The following is a 19,779-nucleotide window of genomic DNA, read 5'->3' on the forward strand; positions in this document are numbered from 1 at the left end:
ATCAGAAGAAATTGGGGAGCCACGACATGACCAATCCACGCCACAACATTCGCGATGTCCGCTCGCCCAAGGGCACCGAGCTCAATGCCAAGAGCTGGATGACCGAAGCACCGCTTCGGATGCTGATGAACAACCTCGATCCGGATGTTGCGGAAAACCCGCATGAACTCGTCGTCTATGGCGGCATCGGCCGGGCCGCCCGCACTTGGGACGATTTCGACAAGATCGTCGCGACGTTGAAGACGCTAACGGAGGAGGAGACGCTGCTCGTCCAGTCCGGCAAGCCGGTCGGCGTGTTTCGCACCCACAAGGATGCACCGCGCGTGCTGATCGCCAACTCCAACCTCGTGCCGCATTGGGCAACCTGGGACCATTTCAACGAATTGGATAGGAAGGGCCTGGCCATGTACGGCCAGATGACCGCCGGATCGTGGATCTATATCGGCACACAGGGCATCGTTCAGGGTACCTACGAGACCTTCGTGGAAGCTGGCCGCCAGCATTATGGCGGCAGCCTCAAGGGCAAGTGGATCCTGACCGGCGGCCTCGGCGGCATGGGCGGCGCACAGCCGCTCGCAGCCGTCATGGCAGGCGCCTGCTGCCTCGCGGTTGAATGCGACGAGACCCGCATCGATTTTCGTCTGCGCACCCGTTATGTCGATGCCAAGGCGAAGACGCTGGACGAAGCACTGGCGCTGATCGACCAATGGACCAAGGCGGGCGAAGCGAAATCGGTCGGTCTGCTCGGCAACGCTGCCGAAATCTTCCCCGAACTGGTCGCCCGCATGAAGGCCGGAGGCGCTCGCCCGGATATCGTCACCGATCAGACATCCGCCCATGACCCGCGCAACGGCTACCTGCCGGTCGGCTGGACCGTCGAGGAAGCCAAAGCCAAGCGCGAAAGCGATCCGAAATCGGTGGAGGTCGCGGCCCGCGCATCTATGAGGGCGCATGTGGAAGCGATGGTCGCGTTCTGGGATGCCGGCGTGCCGACGCTCGACTACGGCAATAACATCCGCCAGGTCGCCAAGGACGAAGGCCTGGAAAATGCCTTTGCCTTTCCGGGCTTCGTCCCGGCCTATATCCGTCCGCTGTTTTGCCGCGGCATCGGCCCGTTCCGCTGGGCGGCGCTGTCGGGCGATCCTGAGGACATCTACAAGACCGATGCGAAGGTGAAGGAGCTGCTGCCTGACAACACTCACCTGCACAACTGGCTGGACATGGCGCGTGAGCGCATCGCCTTCCAGGGACTTCCGGCGCGGATCTGCTGGGTGGGTCTCGGTGATCGCCACAAGCTCGGCCTCGCCTTCAACGAGATGGTGAGGAGCGGTGAGTTGTCCGCGCCTGTTGTCATCGGCCGCGACCATCTCGATTCCGGTTCCGTCGCCTCGCCGAACCGCGAGACGGAAGCGATGAAGGATGGCTCGGACGCCGTGTCCGACTGGCCGCTCCTCAACGCGCTGCTCAACACCGCATCGGGCGCCACCTGGGTATCGCTGCACCATGGCGGCGGCGTCGGCATGGGATATTCGCAGCATTCCGGCATGGTCATCTGCGCTGACGGAACGGACGATGCAGCCCGCCGGATCGAACGCGTCCTGTGGAACGACCCGGCAACCGGCGTCATGCGTCACGCCGATGCGGGATACGAGATCGCAATCGATTGCGCCGAAGACAAGGGCCTTCGCCTGCCTGGCATCCTCGGGAACTGACGCGCATGCGCATCCTGCGTGCATCGGACTATAGGCGGATGCCCTGGAAGAACGGCAAGGGCGAGACGGTGGAGATCGCCGTCTTTCCCGAGACCGCCACGGTCGATGATTTCGACTGGCGTATCAGCATGGCGACGGTGGCCGAGGACGGCCCGTTCTCAGTGTTTCCCGACATCGACCGGACCCTCAGCGTTTTGACGGGCGACGGGATCGAGCTTTCGGTCGCGGGCCAACCAGATCATGTCCTGCGCCCCCAGACCGCGCCTCATGCTTTCCCTGCCGATGCCGTCACCAGCGCAAAGCTTCTTTCGGGCCCGATCACCGATCTCAACGTCATGACCCGGCGTGGAAGGTTCACCCACAGCGTGACGCTGCTGCCCACCGGCCGGAGCGCCGTTAGATCCGACAGTTCGGCTCTAACGCTGGTTCTGGTGACGTCGGATGTGCTGCTGAAAGATGGCACATTGCTTGCCGCCTATGATGCGATCCTGCTGCATCCGGGCGATTCGGATGTCGAATTTCATCTGACTGTAACGGCCACGACTTTTCTTGTCCGCATCGCCTCACGGCAAAAAGCCTCGGTTTCGTTACAGGTTTGACGCATTTGTGAAGATGCCGTGAGGCTGGCCGCAGCGATCGCGCTAAAGAACCGGAAACGCGATATTTCGTCTCTTTCCGGTGATCACATCTGCCCGGTTCCAGACCGGGTTTGGCGGAGGCGACGGCGCAGAAGGTGAAAGTTTTAACTTTCCGGTAACCGCCTCCTCCCCCTATGGGATCACATACGGATGCATTCGTACCCGTATTTCCCTTGCCATTCCCAACAGGAGACGAGATGTCCTTCAAACCTTTCGCCCTTGCGCCTCTCTTTGCAGCCGTGATTGCCCTGCCGGCATTTGCCCAGCCGAGCCCGACGATGCTGAGGCAGTTCGGCGACTGGAACGTCTATTCCTATCAGGCGGGAGCTTCGAAAAGCTGCTACGTCCTGACCATTCCGAAACAGGCGACGCCCGCAAGCGTCAACCACGGCGATAACTTCTTCCTCGTGGCGCCCAAGCCTTCGGGCAGCGGATATTATCCGCAGGCCATCATGGGATATGATCTTCAAAACAGCTCACAGATAACGGTCACGATCGATGGCAAATCTTTTGCCATGACGCCGCGGGGCAACTCCGGCTGGACGCAGCAGGAAAGCAATGATTCCGCGATGATCGACGCCATGCGTACGGGAAGCAATATGACGCTTCAGGCGGTCTCGGGGAGAGGCACCCGCACATCCTACACGTTCTCGCTCAGCGGCGTGACCGCAGCCCTCAACCAGGCCGGTCAGTGCAACTGACGTCGATCTCTTAAGATCTCTGATGGGTGGAGGGCGAAACCGGCATTCGCCCATCGCCGATCTTGACGAGCTCGTCCGGTCAACGTCGGCGGATATAGGCGAATAGCCGCTCGGCCGCGTCTTCGATCTGCTTCGGGTCGCGCAGAAAACATGCTCTCATGAAGGGGGCGCCGCCGGGGCCGAATGCGGTGCCCGGCGCCATGCCGACGCCGGTTTCGTCGACAATCCTGAAGGCTTCGGCGCGGCTGTCGGTCACGCCGTCGATCTTCAGGAACGCGTAGAGCGCGCCGTCGGGCTTTCGCGTTTCGACACGGTTGGTGGCGACCAGCGCGTCACACAGAATGTCGCGCGAGGTTCGGGCACGCTCGACATTGGAGCGAATGAACTCGTCGCCAAGGTCGAGTGCCGCAATCGCGCCCTTCTGCATGAACTGCGCAACGCCTGAAGTGGAATACTGTATGAGATTGGTGAGCGTCTGGCCGATCTCCGCCGGCGCCACTACCCAGCCGATACGCCAGCCGGTCATGCACCAGTTCTTCGAGAACGAGTTGGCAAAGATGATGCGGTCTTCCCCGTCCATGACATCCATGAACGACGGCGCCCGCGTGCCTTCGAAATAGTAGAGCCCGTAGATCTCGTCGGCGATGATCCAGAGACCATGGCGGCGCGCAAGGCGGAGAATCGCCTCGAGATCATCCTTCGTTGCCGTCCAGCCCGTCGGGTTGGATGGCGTGTTGATGAACAGCGCCCGGGTTTTCGGCGTGATCGCAGCTTCGAGACGGCCCGCATCGAGCACCCACCGGCCATCGATGAAATCGAGGACGACAGGCACGGCCTTTGCCTCGGAAACACTTGCGGCATGGGCAGCGTTCGGCCAAGCCGGTGACAAATAGATCACCTCGTCGCCGGCCGATGCGACCGTCTGGATCGCCAGCACGATCGACTGCATGCCCGATCCGGTGACATAGATGTTGTCGACCGAGAGATCGGCCGTGTAGTGGCGCTGGTAGTAGCGCAGGATTGCCTGGCGAAGCTCCGGGATTCCTTGCGTCCAGGTATAGAATGTCTCGCCTGCGAGAAGCGCGTCGCTGGCCGCGCGGGTGATGAACTCGGGCGTCGCAAGGTCGCCTTCGCCGATCCACAGCGGCATGAGGTTGTCACGACCGCGTGCATAGGTGACGATTTCGCCAATACCGCTACGCGGAGCGGCCGCAGCGCGGGCGCTGATGTCGGGTCGGATGGTCGTCATGCGAATCTCGGCTGAGTATGGCGGGGAACTATGCCTAGGCCAAGTTCCGACGTACGGTCAACCGGTTGCAGGCCGCATCGGACACGGAACCTTCGGTCCGAAAGCGTTGATTTGGCGTTGGTTTCGACGGCTCTTCGGGCGTGCCCGGTTTCGCCACCGGGGCGAAGGTCAGCGCCTCGATCAGGAAATACGCAGATTGGACAAGTTCGTCTTCGCCCATGTCATCCTCGAACTGCGGTTCGTCTTCGGAAAACTGCTCTTCAGGAAGGATTTTCATAAGGATGCGGTGCATTGCTGATTCAAGAACCGCTGCTTTACGCCGATTGGTCGAAAAAGGCCATGCGCGGATTGGCGCATGGCGTTGATTCGTTATCAGATGCGGCGCATCGCCTCGATAAATAGCTTGGCCTTCGCCGCCACCGACGCAACATCGTCACCCGGCTTGTAAAGCGATCCGCCGATGCCGAAGCCGTTCGTGCCGGCGTCGATAAAGGATTTCATGTTGTCAGGCGTAATCCCGCCAACGGCCAGAACCGGCATATCCTTCGGCAGAACCGCCCGCCAGGCCTTGATGACCATGGGCGGGATCGCTTCCGCCGGAAAGGCCTTGATGCCGGTCGCACCGGCGCCGATTGCCGCAAAGGCTTCCGACGGCGTCGCGACGCCCGGCAGGCTGATCATGCCGCGCGAGACGCTCGCTTCGATGACCGAGAGGTTCGCGTTCGGCGAGATGATGACGGTTGCGCCCGTCGAGGCGACGTCCGCGACCTGAGCGGTCGTCAGCACCGTTCCCGCACCAATCAGCGCCCGGTCACCGAACCGCTTCTGCAGTTTTTCGATGCTCTTCAGCGGGTCCGGCGAATTGAGCGGAACTTCGATGATGCGCCAGCCGGCTTCGATCAGCGCCTCGCCGATCGGCTCGGCCTCGTCAGGCGTGATGCCGCGCAGGATGGCAACCAGATTGCAGGCTTGCAGCGCGTCTTGGAACGTCATCGAACTATCCTTCGTTCGTCAGTTGCAATTGTCCGGCGATCAACTGGACGCCGCGCTTGGCGGCATCGGTTGGGCCCGGCTCTATATCGAGATCAAACAGCGGAGCGACGCGGCTGTAGCGGCTGTTGAGTACGTTGTTGCCGACAATGCCGATGGCTTCACCTGGCTTCAGCCAGCCCGCGGCACGGGCCTGCCGGAACTCCGAACCGATGACGAGACCGGAAACGTAGTCGCCGATATCGTCAGGCGCGAGAACGCCGGCGAGCACGCCGGTGCGGGCGCTGAAGACCGCAGACAGGAATGCGTCGGCAGAACGCGCGTCGCTTGCGGCAAACCCAGCACCCCGGTCGAATGCCTCCCAGCGCGGCTCGGCGCCCAGTGCAGGCTCCGATGCCTTGGCGATAAAGGAATGCTTGGTCAGCAGTGCGAAGATTTCACCGGTCGTATAGGTCTGGAAACCGGCGATCCGGCCACTCTCGACCCGTGCCCACTTGCTGTGGGTTCCAGGCAGAACCAGGGTGCGGTTCTTCTCCAGCCCGAAGCCGACGATCTGCGTTTCCTCGCCGCGCATCACATCCGGAAACGGTTTTGCCGCGGGATCGCGCATGCCGGGCAGGAAGGTGACGACCGCGCCGTTGCCAAGCGTGGTCTGCCGCATGCCGGCTGCCAGTTCGGCAAGACCCGCGGGCGCATCGACGTAAGGCACCTCAATCCAGCCATTGCGGCTGGTGATCATGCCGCTCGCGAGGACTGGGATTGCGCCGTGCGCGTCGAACCATGCCCCGACCGTTTCCATCAGGGCGGCCTCGAAGGCCCCATCCTTAACGAACTGGATGCCGCCGCTTGTCGTATCCCGGGTATCGAGCGTTTCGCCCGTTTCAGATACGAGCGCGGCACGGAGCGAACTCGTGCCCCAATCTAGGATGATCGACTTAGGCTCTGGCATCTCTCGGTTTCCTCCCCGAACATTTTGGCCTTCGATAGCGCGGGCAGGCCCGCCTTGTCGAGAGCAAGTGCTGCGAAAAGTCATACTTTTGAGGAGGGGCTTGAGGTTTGTAAATCGAGGCTCAGGCTTCGGGATCGAGAATGCAGCACTGTTCCGGTACAGGCACCAGAACAGCGCTCGTGCCAGGGTCGTATGGTTCGGATAGTGCTCCATTCGCCGTGATCTCGCCGGCGACGGTCACACACTTGTATTGGTAGGCGCGGCCGAGATAGGTGCGGGTGCCAAGGGTCGCGGGAATGCCTTCGCCGGACTGGCGGGCGACAAGGCCGTCGGCGCGGGTGGCCAGAACGAAATCGTCCTTGATCGCACCGAAGACATCCTGCGAGAACGACAATCGCGCACCGCCGGCAGCCTCGGCTGTGACGGTTGCGCCGTCGCGGGAGACCACCTTCATCGGAATGAGGTTCTCGAAGCCCACAAAACTGGCGACGAAGGCGTTGGCCGGTTTGCGGTAGAGGACTTCGGGCGTGTCGAGCTGCATGATGCGGCCTGCATTCATGATCGCCACGCGGTCGGAGATCGAGAAGGCTTCTTCCTGATCGTGGGTGACATAAAGCGATGTCGTACCGTTCGCCTTCTGCAACTGGCGGATTTCGACGCGCATGTCCACGCGCAACTTGGCATCGAGGTTCGAAAGCGGCTCATCGAACATCAGGAGCGGTGGTTCGATGACGAGCGCACGGGCCAGTGCCACGCGTTGCTTCTGGCCGCCTGATAGTGCCGACGGAAGGCGGTCGGCCAGGTGCGAAAGGCCGACGCGGTCCAGCATGCTTCCCGCGCGCTTGGCCCGATCGGGTTTGGCAATGCCGCGCTGTTTCAGACCGAAGGCGACGTTCTCCATCACGGTCAGGTGGGGGAAGAGCGCGTAGTTCTGGAACACAAGCCCGATATCGCGGGCATGCGCCGGAAGGGTGGTGAGGTCGCGATCCCCAAGCCGCACGCGGCCGCTGGTCGGCTCCAGGAAGCCTGCGACGATCCGCAGCGTCGTCGTCTTGCCGCAGCCGGACGAGCCAAGCAGCGACACGAGTTCACCGGCCGCGACCGAGATCGACAGATCCTTGAGGACCGGTGTCGATCCGTAATGGGCCGAGAGGTTTTCGATGGTGAGCGATACGGTCAAGAGGGTTCTACTCGTCTTACTTGGTCAGGAAGGTGAGGCCGAGCGTGGCTTCGACGATGGCCATCACGCCAACCGTCACCAGCATCAAAAGCACGGAGACGGAGGCGATGGTGGGGTCGAAAAACTGTTCCATATGGGCCAGAAGCTGGATCGGCAGCGTGGAAATGCCGGGACCGGTCAGAAACACCGAGATGGACACGTCGTTGATCGAGGTGATGAAGGCAAGGATGAAGGCGGCGATGACGCCGGCGCGAATGTTCGGCAGCACCACCGTCAGGAAGGTCTTGAGCGGCGGGCAACCAAGGCTGATTGCCGCTTCCTCCACGGAGAAGTCAAAGGCGGCAAGGCTCGCACCGACGACGCGAACGGAATAGGGCAGAACCAGAAGTGCGTGACCGAGGATTAGGCTCGGATAGACCGGCAGGCCGAAGCCGATGGTAATCGACTTCAGAAGCGAGAAGCCGAACACGATTTCCGGGACCAGGATCGGCAGGACGAACAGCGTGGAAAGCCATTTCGGTAGTTCGACGCGGTATCGGTTCAGCGCATAGGCGGCGGGAATGCCCATCAGCAGCGACAGCGCCGTTCCGAGGATCGCCACCTGGAAGCTGGTGATCGCGGTGTTCCGGAAGGCGGAGATCTCGAAAATATTGGCAAACCACCGCAGTGTCAGGCCCTGCGGCGGAAACGTCAGGTAGGATGTGTCGGAAAGCGACGCACCGACGATGATGACGAGCGGCGCGAGCAGGAAAAGAAAGACGAGGGCGGCGAAGGCGCCGAGAACGGGATGGATGCGTGTGGTCATCTTTTCATACCGCCATCGGGTTGAGGCGCCGCGCCATGCGGCTCATGATCGTCACTACGGCAATGGTGATGACCACCATGATCGCTGCGATGGTGGAGGCGCCCACCCAGTCGAAGGTGACCATGGCGCGCTGATAGAGCAGCGTTCCCATCATCATCATCTGCTCGCCGCCAAGCAGCTGCGGCGTCGCGTAGGAGGTGAAGCTGCCGGTAAAGACGAGGACCGCGCCGACGATGAGGCCCGGCACGGCAAGCGGCAGGATGACCTGGAAGAATGTGGCGATCGGCGTGGCACCCAGAGAGGTTGAGGCTTCGACGACTTCGCGCGGAATGCCCTCGAGCACCCCGGTCAGGGTGAGGATCATCAGCGGCACGAACAGATAGACCATCGCAACGATTACCGATCCCTCGGTATAGAGCATGGACAGCGGCTCAGAGATGATGCCGAGCGACATGAGCGTGTCGTTGACGATGCCGTTCTTGCCGAGGATGATCAGCCAGGCAAATGAGCGAACCACGACGCCGGTCAGAAGCGGGAAAACCGCAGCGATGATGGCGACAGACTTCAGCCGCCCCGGCATGCGGGCGATCACGTAAGCCGTCAGAAAGCCGATGACCAGCGAGATCGCGGTGGTGATGAGGGCGATACGCAGCGTGCGGTAAAGGATATTGGTCCGAAAGCCGCTGTTGAAGAAGGCGGTGTAGGTCGAAAAGGCGCCTTTCGGCTCACCGAACGTGGTGGCGATGGTCAAGAGAACCGGAATAACGAGAGCGACGACGACAGCAATCGTCGCCGGCATCGTCAGCCCCCATTTGGCAAAACGCTTCATGTCTGTTCTTTCAAATTCCGGGCTGCCCTGCGACTTTCCGGCACCGGCGTTTCGGCAGCGGATGTGCTCCGCAATCCCTGCCCGGATCAGGAAAAGTCCTCTCCTTGGATCGAGGAGAGGACTCGTCGTCTGTGACTGGGATTACTGGCCGAAAACCTCGTTCCACTGGTCGATCCAGTCGGTCTTGGCGTCGTTCAGCTTGGCGTAATCGATGCGGCCGAGCTTCGAGACCTGGTCTGCGCCATAGGTCCACATCTTTGCCTGTTCCGGCGAAAGCTCGACCTTGCTGTTGATCGGCGCATCGACGCCCTGTTCGGCTTCCTTCTGCTGAACTTCCTTCGACAGAACGAAGTTGATGAACTGGTGCGCCAGCTCGACATTTTCGGAGCCCTTGGGAATATTGACCATGTTGAGGGTGGCGATATCGCCTTCCTTCAGTGTCGCCCAGGTCATCGTCTTGACGGCTGCCTGCATCGAAGCAAGCGTGAAATCCTGCGCCAGGGCAACGCGCACCTCGCCGGTCGAGATCAGGTTCACCAGTTCGGAGCCGGTATTGTAGTTCTTGACCACATTCGGCTTCAGCGCGGTGATGGCCTCGAAGGCTTTTTCGGAATCCTCGTAGGCATCGACGCCCGCATGCTTGCCGGCCTGCAACACGACCATCGGGCCGGCCGTTGTAGTGATGCCCGGCAGCGAGACCGAGCTCTTCATGTCGGCGCGCCACAGATCGGCCCAGGATGTAATCGCCGGATCCACCTTGGCGCTGTCATAGACGAGACCGACGCGGCCGATCGTGTAGGCCGGACCATACTTGCCCTGCGGGTTGCGGCCGAGTTCGTAGATTTCCGAAAGGTTCGGGATCTTGGATGCGTCGACTTCCTGAAACAGGCCCTGTGCGACGCCGAGCTGGGAGAAGCTATCCGAGAGGTAGATCACGTCCACGCCCTTGCCGTCGCGCAGCTTCAGCTTGTTCAAGCGGTCGGCATTGTTGCCGGTTTCAAACACAATGTCGCAGCCGCAGATCTTCTTGAACGGCTCGATGATGTTGGCTTTCATCTTGTCGCCGTTATAGCCCCACCAGGAAATGGTGAAGGTCTTCGTCTGGGCACTGGCCGAGGCGACGCCGGAAAACGTGGCAAGAATTGCAAGCGCTGCAAACTTGGTGAGGCGATGAGCCTTCATGAGGTGATCCTTTGTCGAACAATCGGTGTTGAATTGGCTGCTCGGACAGCGCCGAGCGTAGAACGACAGTATTTTTTCATCGCTTTCCCCGCAAGCTCAATAATTGTGCACGCGCAATATCCATGTGGATATGCACTGCTGCAATAGGAACGCACGTGTGGGCGTTTTCCCTCTTGCAGCTCTAGTGGCTAGAGGTTGTAGACACGAGAGGTGATCTGAGACGAACGGCAGGGAACCAGCACGATGACGGCAGTAAATCAGGCGCGATACAAGGTCGGCGGCATGGACTGCGCCAGCTGCGCCACCAAGATCGACACGGCTGTCCGCCGCATGCCCGGCGTCGAGGATGTTTCGGTATCGGTTGCCGCGGGCACGATGACGGTCAGCCACAATGACAGCGTCGATCTTAGCGCCGTCGAAAAGCGTGTTTCCGGTCTCGGTTATCCGCTGAGACAGCTTTCGCAGCGGAATCGTTCGGCTGAGCCGGTCATTCCCGTTGCGGATCACGCCGACCATCATGATCACGATCATGGAAGCAGTCATGACCATTCCCATCATGAGCGCGACACAGCCGCCACTGAAGGCCTGCATGGGCATGACCACGGCCCGATGGAGGGCCCATGGTGGAAATCCGCCAAGGGCCGACTGACCATTATAGCCGGCCTGGCATTTGCAGTTGCCTATGGGCTCGGCCACCTGTTTCCCGCTTACGAGACCTATATTTTCACAGCCGCGATGCTGATCGGTCTCGTGCCGATCGCGCGGCGCGCGATCATGGCAGCGCTCGCCGGCACGCCGTTCTCGATCGAAATGCTGATGACGATCGCAGCTTTCGGCGCCGTTGTGATCGATGCATCGGAGGAAGCAGCGGCGGTCGTCTTCCTGTTTCTCGTCGGTGAATTGCTGGAAGGCGTTGCGGCCGGAAAGGCACGCGACAGCATCAGAAGCCTCTCCGCTCTGGTCCCGAAGGAAGCGCTCCTGGAGGAGGGCGGCCAGACGCGAACCGTGCCGGCCGAAAGCCTTGCGATCGGTTCGATCATCCTGGTCAGGCCCGGCGACCGGATATCCGCCGATGGCGTCATCATGTCGGGCCAGAGCGCGGTCGATCAGGCGCCCGTGACGGGCGAAAGCACGCCGGTTGCCAAGGGCGTCGACGATGTCGTGTTTGCCGGCACCATCAACACCGATGGCGCGCTTCGGGTGCGTGTCGCCGCTGCTGCCGAAGACAACACCATCGCCCGCGTCGTTCGCCTTGTCGAGGAAGCGCAGGAAAAGAAGGCGCCGACCGAACGCTTCATCGACCGCTTCTCGCGCTATTATACGCCCGGCGTCGTTGCCGTTGCCGCTCTGGTCGCCATCCTGCCGCCGCTCATTGCCGGTGGTGATTGGAACGAATGGATCTACAAGGGGCTTGCCATCCTGCTGATCGGTTGCCCCTGCGCACTTGTCATCTCGACGCCTGCGGCCATTGCTGCGTCGCTTTCATCCGGTGCCCGCCGTGGCCTGCTGATCAAGGGCGGTGCCGTGCTGGAGACACTCGGAAAGCTCACCGCCGTCGCCCTCGACAAGACCGGCACGCTGACCGAGGGACGGCCACAGGTCACCGATGTCATTGCGTTCGGCCACAGTGCCGATGAGGTGCTGCGGATTGCGGCCGCGCTGGAAATCGGCTCCAGCCATCCACTTGCAAAGGCCATCCTCGCGAAAGCTGAAGAAGACGAAGTGGTCATTCCGCAGTCTAGCGACGGCAAGGCGCTCGGCGGAAAAGGTTTGACAGCAGAGGTCGAGGGACAGGACGTCTTCTTCGGCTCTCCCAAGGCTGCCGCCGAGCGGGTGCCGATGTCGATGGCGCATAGCCGCCGGATCGCAGCGCTCAATGACGAGGGCAAAACGGTTTCCGTGCTGATCGTCGGCAGTGTGCTCGCCGGTGCGATCGCCATGCGCGACGAGCCGCGCGCCGATGCCAAGGCTGGGCTTCTGGCTCTGACCGAAGCGGGCGTGAAAACGGTGATGCTGACCGGCGACAATGCGCGCACGGCAAGTGCAATCGGACAGGAGCTCGGCATCGAGGTCCGCGCCGACCTTCTTCCTGAAGACAAGAGCCGGATCGTCGGTGAACTGAAGCGTGACGGTTTCGTCGTCGGTAAGGTCGGGGACGGCATCAACGACGCGCCGGCGCTGGCTGCGGCGGATGTCGGCATCGCCATGGGCGGCGGCACGGATGTTGCGCTCGAAACCGCCGATGCCGCTGTGCTGCATGGCCGGGTGGCAGATATCGCAGCAATGATTGCCCTGTCGAAGAAGACGATGCGCAACATCCACCAGAACATCACCATCGCGCTCGGGCTGAAGGCCGTCTTTCTGGTCACGACGGTGATCGGCGTGACCGGGCTCTGGCCGGCAATCCTGGCCGACACCGGCGCAACGGTTCTGGTGACGATCAATGCGCTCAGGTTGTTGCGGAAATAGGTGTGTGGCCTGCGCTTACGGGCGCAGGGCTCTCTAAAACTGAAGACTTTTCGTCATGGCATCCGGTGCAGGATGGCGAAGGCCTCATACGGCTTCAGAACCACCGTCTCACCCAGCGCTTCTATCGGCTGGTAGTTGGAGATGAGGCAATTGCCGGATATCTTCAGTTCTTTCGGCAGGTCCAGACTGACCTCATGCGCTGAAAAACTGCCGATGACGACCAGTAGGTCCCTGTCCAGTTTGCGGGTGTAAACAAAGACGTCGGGATTGTCGTCGAGCCACGACTGGTATTTGCCGTAGACGATGACCGGATGGGATTTCCGCAAGGCAATCAGCTGGCGATAATGGTTCCAGACCGAACGCTCGTCGCTCATCGCCACGTCCGCATTGATCGACGCATAGTTCGGATTGACGCCGATCCAGGGCTCCACGGTGGAAAAACCGCCATAAGCTGCGCTGTTCCACTGCATCGGCGTGCGGGCGTTGTCGCGGCCGTTCGCGTTGGCGCCCATGATGAAATCCTCAGGCGAACGGCCGGCATCCACATGCAGCTGATACATGTTGAGCGTCTCGATATCACGGTACTGCTCGATCGCGCTAAACGGCATGTTGGTCATGCCGATTTCCTCGCCTTGATAGATGAACGGCGTGCCTTTCAGCAGATGCAGGACCGTCGCCAGCATCTTGGCGGATTCGACGGGATAGCCTGTAGCGTCACCATATTTCGAAACGGCACGCGGCAGGTCATGATTGCCCCAGAACAGGGAATTCCAGCCATCGTCGGCCAGCGCGTTCTGCCATTTGCTCAGCACCGACTTCAGTTCGATGAGGTCGAAGGTTTTCGGCTGCCATTTGCCGTAGGTTTCATCCCATTGGCGGGTCACGTGTTCGAACTGGAACACCATCGAGAGTTCCTGCCGCTCGCGACCGGAATAGAGAAGTGCCGATGCAGGTGTGGCACTCCACGCCTCGCCGACGGTCAGGACGTTGCGGCCACCGAAGGTCTCGCGGTTCATCGCCTGTAGATATTCGTGCAGGTGCGCACCGTCGGTCACCACGCCCTGGTCCACCTGTTTGCCGATATAATCGATGACATCCATCCGGAAACCGGAAATGCCGCGTTCCAGCCACCAGTTCATCATGTCATGAACTTCGGCACGGACCTTTGGGTTTTCCCAGTTCAGATCGGGCTGGCGGCGCGAGAAGAGATGCAGGTAGTATTCGCCGGTCGTCTCGTCGAGCGTCCAGGCGGGGCCGCCGAATGTCGACTGGAGATCGTTGGGCGGTCCGCCGTCAGGACCCGGCTTGCGCCAGACGTAGAAGTCACGAAACGGATTGTCGAGAGAGGCTCGTGAGTTCTGATACCACGGGTGTTCGTCGGACGTGTGATTGACAACCAGATCGAGCAGGATGCCGATGCCCCGGCGTCGAGCCTCGGCAACCAGCAGATCGAAATCGGCAAGCGTTCCAAATTCGGGCGCGATATCGCGATAGTCCGAGATGTCGTAACCGTTGTCATCCATCGGCGATTTGAAGATCGGGGAGAGCCATATGACGTCGATGCCGAGAGACGCGATATAATCCAGTTTCGAGATAATGCCCGGAATATCGCCGATGCCGTCACCGTTCAGATCGCAGAAGCTGCGCGGATAGATCTGGTAGACGGTCGAGCTATGCCACCACTGCCGTTCGAGGGGTGGCGCCGCTTCCTGGACAAGTGCTGCCAGCTGATCCTCGAGCTGATCCCGTAACTGGTCCATCCATGTCTCCTTGAGATATATTCGACAACCGAACGCCAACGCCGCATGGAGAGTTCCAAACGAGCGTCTTCCGGATCAAATCAAGACTGCCTGGCCGATCGCGTGGCGCCCCTCGCGGGCTCATTGCGCTCACCTGACGCCCTCGTGACTGAAGTGTTATCGATTTCGCCTCTCTAGACGTCATCCTGCAGGGCTTGGAGCACCTCCGTAAAGATTGCATTCAGTATTTCCCGGTAAGGTCCCGTTAGTAAACGTGCGGCGCTGATCGTCTGCTGCACGGATTCCGTTTTGTATCGAGTACGGGTTCCTTATGCGTCTTACGGCTGTATCACTGCTCGTTCTGGCCCTCGCTGCGACTGGATGTACCTCCAGCAGCGATCTGGAATCCGCTGTGCCCGCTTCATCCGGGTCTGCAAAGACGTCGCGTCTGGCTGCAAGAACGGCTCCGCTGGTTCCCGCTGTCGACGTCGGGACGACGGCCGGCATTCCGTCACCACCGCAGAAGCCATTGGCCTGGGGCGGGCCTGTGCCGCAGTCGCCGGCGTTCCGCAACATCGCGCCGGGTCCTTCGGTCGAAGCGCCAGGCAATCCGATGATCACGACCGTCGGCATGCCGATGCCGGCTCAGCGGCCCGTATCGGCGCTCACTCCGGTTTCCCTGCCCGACATGAGGCCAGGCCTCGGGGTTTCGCCGGGTGGCCGCTCGCGGATCTACAGCCACAGCTTCCGCGATGCCAAACCGATCAATTTCGGCAAGGTCTCGCCACGAAAGATGTCCGTTCACGGCGTCGACGTTTCTCGCTGGCAGGGCGATATCGATTGGGCAAAGCTGCGGACGCAGGGCGCCAACTTTGCCTATATCAAGGCGACCGACGGCGGCGATCATCTGGATCCGATGTTCAAGACCAACTGGCGCAAGGCCAAGGAGGCCGGCGTCAAGCGCGGTGCCTACCACTTCTTCTACTGGTGCCGCGTTGCGAGCGACCAGGCCGAATGGTTCATCCGCAATGTTCCGAAAGATCCCGACGCGCTGCCGCCTGTGATCGACGTCGAATATAACGGCGAGTCGAGCTGCAAAATGCGTCTGTCGCGCGCCAAGGTGCTCGAAAAGATGCAGGTCTTCATGGACATGCTGGAGCGTCATTACGGCAAGCGGCCGGTGATCTACACGGCGCCGGATTTCTACAAGGACAACCTGCGCGGCGAATTCCTCAACTACCCATTCTGGTTGCGCGCGGTCGCTCAGCATCCGTCGGTGGTCTATCCCGATCGCAGATGGGTGTTCTGGCAGTATTCCGGATCCGGCCTCTCGCAGGGCGTCGAGGGTAAGATCGATCTCAACGTCTTCCGCGGCGGCGAGGGTGATTGGCATGACTGGGTCGCCCGCAACTGATGGGATCGACTTCAGACGATAATCGGCGAGCGCCCCGCGTCAGCGTCTGATGCGGGGCGTTTTGCTATCCGGGATATGCAGGTTCCGCTGACGCCATCGCCACTTCGGCTTAGCGCGTCTCTACCTCCGCAGCTGCTGCACTCTCCTGAGCGATATCGATCTTGGCCACGACGGACATGCCGGGCACAAGACGGTCCGTCAGGGCCTGTTCGGTATCGATGGCAATGCGCACCGGAATACGCTGAGCGACCTTGGTGAAGTTGCCGGTCGCGTTGTCGGATTTGATCACGGAGAATTCCGAGCCTGTCGCCGGGGCGAAACGCTCGATCGTTCCCGTGAACGCCTGATGACCCAGAGCATCGACCGTGAATGTCACGCGCTGGCCGACGGTCATGTTCTCCAGCTGGGTTTCCTTGAAGTTTGCGACCACCCAGACGTGATTGGGCACGAGCGAAGCGACCTGTGTGCCAACGGAAACATATTGACCGATGCGGCCGGTCACCTCTCCAAGGGTTCCGTCCTGCGGTGCGATGATCCTGGTGTTTTGCAGGTCGATCCGCGTTAGTTCGACCGCGGCCTTGGCGCTTCCGACGCTCGCTTCCAGCGAACGACGACTGACGACGATCGTGTTGAGGTCCTGTTCGGCCACCAGTTCGGTCGCCTGTGCCTGGTGGAGGCTCGCCTGCGCCTGGTCATAGGCGGCGCGGTTCTTCTCCGACTCGCTTTGGGTGGTGACGTTGTTTTTGAGCAAAGTCTCGGTGCGCTCATAGGTCAGCTTGGCCGCGTTCAGTGCTGCCTGCGCACTTTCGATGCCGGCCTTTGCCGAGACGATATTGGCCTCCGCCGATTTGCGGCTTTGCTCGGAATTGTCGAGCGAAGCTTCAGCGGTGGCGAGTTGCGCCTCTGCCTGTTCGAGCTTCTGGGCATAGATGCGGTCATCGATCTTGACGATCAGATCGCCCTTCTTGACCTTCTGGTAGTCCTGCACCGGCACGTCGACGATGACTCCCGCCAGTTGCGGACTGAGCAACGTCACCTGTCCGCGGACATAGGCATCGTTCGTGGTCTCGACCGTGCCGTGGAAGGGGGGCAGGTTCCAGGCGTAAAGCACGATAAACACGCCGACAATCCCGACGATCAGCGCGACGTATGTGGAAATGGATCTGAAGGCAGCGTTCATAGCTCTGTTCTTTTTCTAAAGTGTATCGAATTGACGGTCAGGCCTGCGTGGAGGCAGACGCATGCGGTATGAGCCGATCGCGGTGGGTCCACGCGAGATGGCATACAAGCATCACGATCGCGCCGATTGCGATCAGGAAAGTCACGTAGAAGGCGTCGTTATAGGCGAGCACATAGGCTTGTTGCTGAACGGCCTTGGCGAAGGTCGTGGTGCCCTGGATCGTGCGCTGGGTCAGATCGGATGTCGACCGCGCGTAGGCGCCGACATACTGCTGGATTCTCGCCGTCACCATCGGATCGGTGGGCAGAAGTCGGGATGTCAGGATCGACGAGTGATATTGCTCGCGCCAGGTGACAAAGGTGCCGAACAAGCCGCTGCCGAGGAACGCGCCGACCTTCTGGGTAAACAGGAAGACAGCGATAAAGCTGATGACGTAGGTCAGGCCCTTCTTCAGCGCGGCGGCAAAACCCACCGCCATGGCCGGCGGTAGAAACAGACCGCTTCCGAATGCGATCATGGCCTGGCTGACATACATCTGTTCCGGCCGGGTCAGGACCGTGGATTGGCTGTCCATGTAGCATCCCGCCGCAATCAGGATCAACGCGACGAGGTGGATGAAGCCTTCCCGGCCGGGCTTCATCACAAGCGCGCAGACGAGGCCTGAAATCACGCTGGCAATCAGGATCGCCCAGTAGAGCCCAGCCATCTGTTCGTTGAACAGCCCGAGCTGTTTGAAGAAGTTGATCGCGCCTGTGGATTGCTCGGTCAAAAGCATGCGGAAGACCAGGAGAACGCCTGCAAAATGGATGATCTCGCGCGAGGTGATCCAGCGCACGTCGATCAGGTTTGTCTTGCGGTTGAGTTCGATGATCGTCATCAGAACGCCGGTGACGATCGCGACGACAAGCATCCAGCCGAGCCAGTCCGCTTCCAACCACCAATACAGGCGGCCCATGGTGAAGACGACGGCAAGGCATCCCATGCTGGTGGCCAGAAGCGCATAACTGACAAAGTCGAGCGGCGCGATCACCTTGGCTCTTGGAGGCGAGGTGAGTGGCAGCAGGAACACAAGGCCGAACACGATCAGTGCGAGGCCCAGTTCCAGAAGGTAGAGGCCCTGAAGGTCGCGCTCGTCGAGCAGCGATGGCGACACGAGACCGGCAATCGGCGTTGCCAGAAGCAGACCGATCAGCGCCAGACAGATACCGATATTCAGCTTCTTCTCCGGCGGAAAGATCTCCAGCATGTAGAGAATTGCGATGGAGGAGACAGGCGCGGCCGCGGCTCCCGCAAAAAACCGGAGGGCAATGGCAACGCTGAGATCGTTCACCCACAGATGTGCCAAGCTGATGATCACGTAAGGGATAATGGCGATTTCGCAGAAGTTGCGGATACCGTATTGCGTGCGGACCTTGAACAGAAACAGACCAAGGCTGGCGTTGGGAAACAGATAGGCGGCCACCAGCCAGGACGCTTCGGTCTGGGTCGCTTCCATCGGGCCGGCAATCTGCTGGAGGTTGGCCGAAATCAGACTTGTGCCCAGGCCCTGCATGACCGCCGCGGCAATCGACGCGAATGCATAGAGGAGCGCAATCGGAAGCGGTTTCGGAACGAAAGCCGGGGGGGCTACAGGCGGCGCAACGGCAGGGGCCGCATCCTGCACAGCTGAGGCGGCCGATCGCCCCGCATCGGGGCTCGCATCTGAATTTTCGACGTCGTCTTTCACGACTGTTGTGTCACGTGATGACATTGAAGCTCTCCAGATCGGCAAGATTGGTGCCGATCGCGTCCAGGAGGTCGTTGGCACGGCGGATATCGTCGTGGTCGAGGCCTGCAAAAATCTGTTTCCGGATCTGGTCCGCGAGGGAGCGCACGAAGTCTGCCTGCTCCTTGCCGTGGGACGTCAGCGAGATCAGTTTCGCGCGTCGGTCGCCGGGATCGGGCCTGCGCTCGATCAGGCCGTTCTGTTCCATGCGGTCAAGCAGCCGGACCAGTGTCGCCTGCTCGAGCTCAAGCTCAAACGCAAGCTCGGTCTGTGTCATGCTCTGCTTTTTAGTCAGCCGAAACAACGCACGGGCGCGCGGATAGGTCAGGCCGTGGGCGGTGACCTGCTGATTGAACGCCGTGCGGATTTTCCGGCTTACCTTGGTAAGCGATTCCAGAAAATCAGAGCTTGCGAGATCCTGATCCATAAAAGGTTAGTGTGCTAAGTTTATGATGACCATTAGTTAGCATGCGTACTATTCCGGTTCAAGGTCGGGATCGCCCTGTCTGCCGGCTTCAGCAACGCCATTATCGCATTGCGGACCCCGTTCTGCTGCATGGGTCCGGAGTGTCCGCTCCCATACTGACGTGCCTATTCCATAGAAAATGCCGCGCTCTTGGGAAGCGCGGCAGGACTTATCGCTGTATCGCAGAAAACCTGCGGCCAGCACTTGGTGTTAGCGGCAAACCTTCGTTTCCTTGATGATCACGGCACCGTGACGCATCGTCTTGACCTTCTTCACGACGCAACCGCGGCGCTGATGATGACGGTCACGTTCGCGCATCATGCGCGGCGGCGGCGGTCCACGGCGGTCGTCGGTAACGATCGTAACGCTCTGAGCCTGTGCAAAAGGTACAAATGATACAGTCGATGTAATAGCAATAGCGGCTGCGATAATAAAATTCTTCACGTTTCCTGCCCTCCTTGATGGCGGACAGTAACGCGAATGTCATCGACTGGTTCCACGCCTTTACATC

The 19,779-nt window shown here is 60.6% G+C and carries 18 protein-coding genes; 5 read left to right on the top strand and 13 right to left on the bottom strand.

Annotation, left to right across the window (positions count from 1 at the left end; translation table 11 throughout):
- Positions 1-26: 26 nt before the first annotated feature.
- The 3 genes from hutU (at position 27) to ACQY1L_RS23050 (ending at position 3,051) form a co-directional block, all read left to right on the top strand.
- Positions 27-1,712, top strand: coding sequence for a urocanate hydratase (hutU, locus tag ACQY1L_RS23040; RefSeq protein ID WP_174197400.1), 1,686 nt, complete (start codon positions 27-29; stop codon positions 1,710-1,712).
- 5 nt (positions 1,713-1,717) lie between these two features.
- Positions 1,718-2,311 (top strand): HutD/Ves family protein, encoded by a 594-nt coding sequence (locus ACQY1L_RS23045; RefSeq protein WP_430244807.1) that lies wholly within the window; start codon positions 1,718-1,720, stop codon positions 2,309-2,311.
- Between the two features lie 236 nt (positions 2,312-2,547).
- On the top strand, positions 2,548-3,051 hold the full coding sequence (locus ACQY1L_RS23050) for an invasion associated locus B family protein (RefSeq protein WP_062576716.1): 504 nt from the start codon (positions 2,548-2,550) through the stop codon (positions 3,049-3,051).
- 79 nt (positions 3,052-3,130) lie between these two features.
- Here the strand turns inward: ACQY1L_RS23050 and ACQY1L_RS23055 are convergent, their stop codons facing one another.
- The 8 genes from ACQY1L_RS23055 to ACQY1L_RS23090 form a co-directional block, all read right to left on the bottom strand.
- Complete coding sequence (locus tag ACQY1L_RS23055; RefSeq protein WP_430244809.1) at positions 3,131-4,300, bottom strand: pyridoxal phosphate-dependent aminotransferase; 1,170 nt, start codon at positions 4,298-4,300, stop codon at positions 3,131-3,133.
- A 34-nt stretch (positions 4,301-4,334) separates the two neighbouring features.
- Complete coding sequence (locus tag ACQY1L_RS23060) at positions 4,335-4,592, bottom strand: hypothetical protein (RefSeq protein ID WP_092664455.1); 258 nt, start codon at positions 4,590-4,592, stop codon at positions 4,335-4,337.
- 80 nt (positions 4,593-4,672) lie between these two features.
- Positions 4,673-5,293 (bottom strand): 2-dehydro-3-deoxy-6-phosphogalactonate aldolase, encoded by a 621-nt coding sequence (locus ACQY1L_RS23065; protein WP_184655332.1) that lies wholly within the window; start codon positions 5,291-5,293, stop codon positions 4,673-4,675.
- Positions 5,294-5,297: 4 nt separating this feature from the next.
- On the bottom strand, positions 5,298-6,239 hold the full coding sequence (locus ACQY1L_RS23070) for a 2-dehydro-3-deoxygalactonokinase (protein ID WP_430244813.1): 942 nt from the start codon (positions 6,237-6,239) through the stop codon (positions 5,298-5,300).
- 121 nt (positions 6,240-6,360) lie between these two features.
- Entirely contained in the window at positions 6,361-7,419 is a 1,059-nt protein-coding gene (locus ACQY1L_RS23075; RefSeq protein ID WP_430262064.1) for an ABC transporter ATP-binding protein, read from the bottom strand.
- A 16-nt stretch (positions 7,420-7,435) separates the two neighbouring features.
- Complete coding sequence (locus tag ACQY1L_RS23080) at positions 7,436-8,224, bottom strand: ABC transporter permease (protein ID WP_430244817.1); 789 nt, start codon at positions 8,222-8,224, stop codon at positions 7,436-7,438.
- A gap of 4 nt (positions 8,225-8,228) precedes the next feature.
- Positions 8,229-9,053, bottom strand: a complete 825-nt coding sequence (locus ACQY1L_RS23085; protein WP_092664465.1) for an ABC transporter permease — start codon at positions 9,051-9,053, stop codon at positions 8,229-8,231.
- Positions 9,054-9,194: 141 nt separating this feature from the next.
- Complete coding sequence (locus tag ACQY1L_RS23090) at positions 9,195-10,235, bottom strand: ABC transporter substrate-binding protein (protein ID WP_092664467.1); 1,041 nt, start codon at positions 10,233-10,235, stop codon at positions 9,195-9,197.
- Positions 10,236-10,478: 243 nt separating this feature from the next.
- Here ACQY1L_RS23090 and ACQY1L_RS23095 point away from each other — a divergent pair, with 243 nt between their 5' ends.
- Positions 10,479-12,704: a heavy metal translocating P-type ATPase gene (locus ACQY1L_RS23095; protein ID WP_430244822.1), complete on the top strand. Its 2,226-nt coding sequence runs from the start codon at positions 10,479-10,481 to the stop codon at positions 12,702-12,704.
- Positions 12,705-12,757: 53 nt separating this feature from the next.
- On the opposite strand, the gene ACQY1L_RS23100 is transcribed toward ACQY1L_RS23095, so the two are convergent.
- Positions 12,758-14,464, bottom strand: coding sequence for a glycoside hydrolase family 13 protein (locus ACQY1L_RS23100; protein WP_430244823.1), 1,707 nt, complete (start codon positions 14,462-14,464; stop codon positions 12,758-12,760).
- 310 nt (positions 14,465-14,774) lie between these two features.
- Between ACQY1L_RS23100 and ACQY1L_RS23105 the strand changes: the two genes are divergently transcribed.
- Complete coding sequence (locus ACQY1L_RS23105) at positions 14,775-15,857, top strand: glycoside hydrolase family 25 protein (RefSeq protein WP_062454464.1); 1,083 nt, start codon at positions 14,775-14,777, stop codon at positions 15,855-15,857.
- Between the two features lie 109 nt (positions 15,858-15,966).
- Here ACQY1L_RS23105 and ACQY1L_RS23110 read toward each other — a convergent pair whose 3' ends face one another.
- The 4 genes from ACQY1L_RS23110 to ACQY1L_RS23125 all read right to left on the bottom strand — a co-directional run bounded on the left by ACQY1L_RS23110 (position 15,967) and on the right by ACQY1L_RS23125 (position 19,712).
- Positions 15,967-17,037 carry an HlyD family secretion protein gene (locus tag ACQY1L_RS23110; RefSeq protein WP_062576739.1) on the bottom strand — a complete coding sequence of 357 codons (1,071 nt, stop codon included), beginning with the start codon at positions 17,035-17,037 and terminating at the stop codon, positions 15,967-15,969.
- A 37-nt stretch (positions 17,038-17,074) separates the two neighbouring features.
- Positions 17,075-18,787 (bottom strand): MFS transporter, encoded by a 1,713-nt coding sequence (locus tag ACQY1L_RS23115; RefSeq protein WP_430244826.1) that lies wholly within the window; start codon positions 18,785-18,787, stop codon positions 17,075-17,077.
- Complete coding sequence (locus tag ACQY1L_RS23120) at positions 18,774-19,229, bottom strand: MarR family winged helix-turn-helix transcriptional regulator (RefSeq protein WP_062576743.1); 456 nt, start codon at positions 19,227-19,229, stop codon at positions 18,774-18,776. Before ACQY1L_RS23120 ends, ACQY1L_RS23115 begins: the two co-directional genes overlap by 14 nt.
- Positions 19,230-19,478: 249 nt before the next feature.
- A complete protein-coding gene (locus ACQY1L_RS23125) occupies positions 19,479-19,712 on the bottom strand; it encodes a hypothetical protein (protein ID WP_113110177.1) in 234 nt (77 codons plus the stop codon).
- Positions 19,713-19,779 lie beyond the last annotated feature (67 nt).

Source organism: Neorhizobium sp. DAR64862/K0K3 (genome assembly GCF_050500185.1).
Classification (GTDB): Bacteria; Pseudomonadota; Alphaproteobacteria; order Rhizobiales; family Rhizobiaceae; genus Neorhizobium; species Neorhizobium soli.

Bases quoted from the DNA above. Each gene is read 5' to 3' on its own strand.
- ACQY1L_RS23070 (WP_430244813.1), bottom strand. From the start codon at position 6,239: ATGCCAGAGCCTAAGTCGATCATCCTAGATTGGGGCACGAGTTCGCTC.
- ACQY1L_RS23065 (WP_184655332.1), bottom strand. From the start codon at position 5,293: ATGACGTTCCAAGACGCGCTGCAAGCCTGCAATCTGGTTGCCATCCTG.
- ACQY1L_RS23095 (WP_430244822.1), top strand. From the start codon at position 10,479: ATGACGGCAGTAAATCAGGCGCGATACAAGGTCGGCGGCATGGACTGC.
- ACQY1L_RS23100 (WP_430244823.1), bottom strand. From the start codon at position 14,464: ATGGACCAGTTACGGGATCAGCTCGAGGATCAGCTGGCAGCACTTGTC.
- ACQY1L_RS23105 (WP_062454464.1), top strand. From the start codon at position 14,775: ATGCGTCTTACGGCTGTATCACTGCTCGTTCTGGCCCTCGCTGCGACT.
- ACQY1L_RS23060 (WP_092664455.1), bottom strand. From the start codon at position 4,592: ATGCACCGCATCCTTATGAAAATCCTTCCTGAAGAGCAGTTTTCCGAA.
- ACQY1L_RS23115 (WP_430244826.1), bottom strand. From the start codon at position 18,787: ATGTCATCACGTGACACAACAGTCGTGAAAGACGACGTCGAAAATTCA.
- ACQY1L_RS23055 (WP_430244809.1), bottom strand. From the start codon at position 4,300: ATGACGACCATCCGACCCGACATCAGCGCCCGCGCTGCGGCCGCTCCG.
- ACQY1L_RS23110 (WP_062576739.1), bottom strand. From the start codon at position 17,037: ATGAACGCTGCCTTCAGATCCATTTCCACATACGTCGCGCTGATCGTC.
- ACQY1L_RS23090 (WP_092664467.1), bottom strand. From the start codon at position 10,235: ATGAAGGCTCATCGCCTCACCAAGTTTGCAGCGCTTGCAATTCTTGCC.
- ACQY1L_RS23120 (WP_062576743.1), bottom strand. From the start codon at position 19,229: ATGGATCAGGATCTCGCAAGCTCTGATTTTCTGGAATCGCTTACCAAG.
- ACQY1L_RS23080 (WP_430244817.1), bottom strand. From the start codon at position 8,224: ATGACCACACGCATCCATCCCGTTCTCGGCGCCTTCGCCGCCCTCGTC.
- hutU (WP_174197400.1), top strand. From the start codon at position 27: ATGACCAATCCACGCCACAACATTCGCGATGTCCGCTCGCCCAAGGGC.
- ACQY1L_RS23050 (WP_062576716.1), top strand. From the start codon at position 2,548: ATGTCCTTCAAACCTTTCGCCCTTGCGCCTCTCTTTGCAGCCGTGATT.
- ACQY1L_RS23045 (WP_430244807.1), top strand. From the start codon at position 1,718: ATGCGCATCCTGCGTGCATCGGACTATAGGCGGATGCCCTGGAAGAAC.
- ACQY1L_RS23085 (WP_092664465.1), bottom strand. From the start codon at position 9,053: ATGAAGCGTTTTGCCAAATGGGGGCTGACGATGCCGGCGACGATTGCT.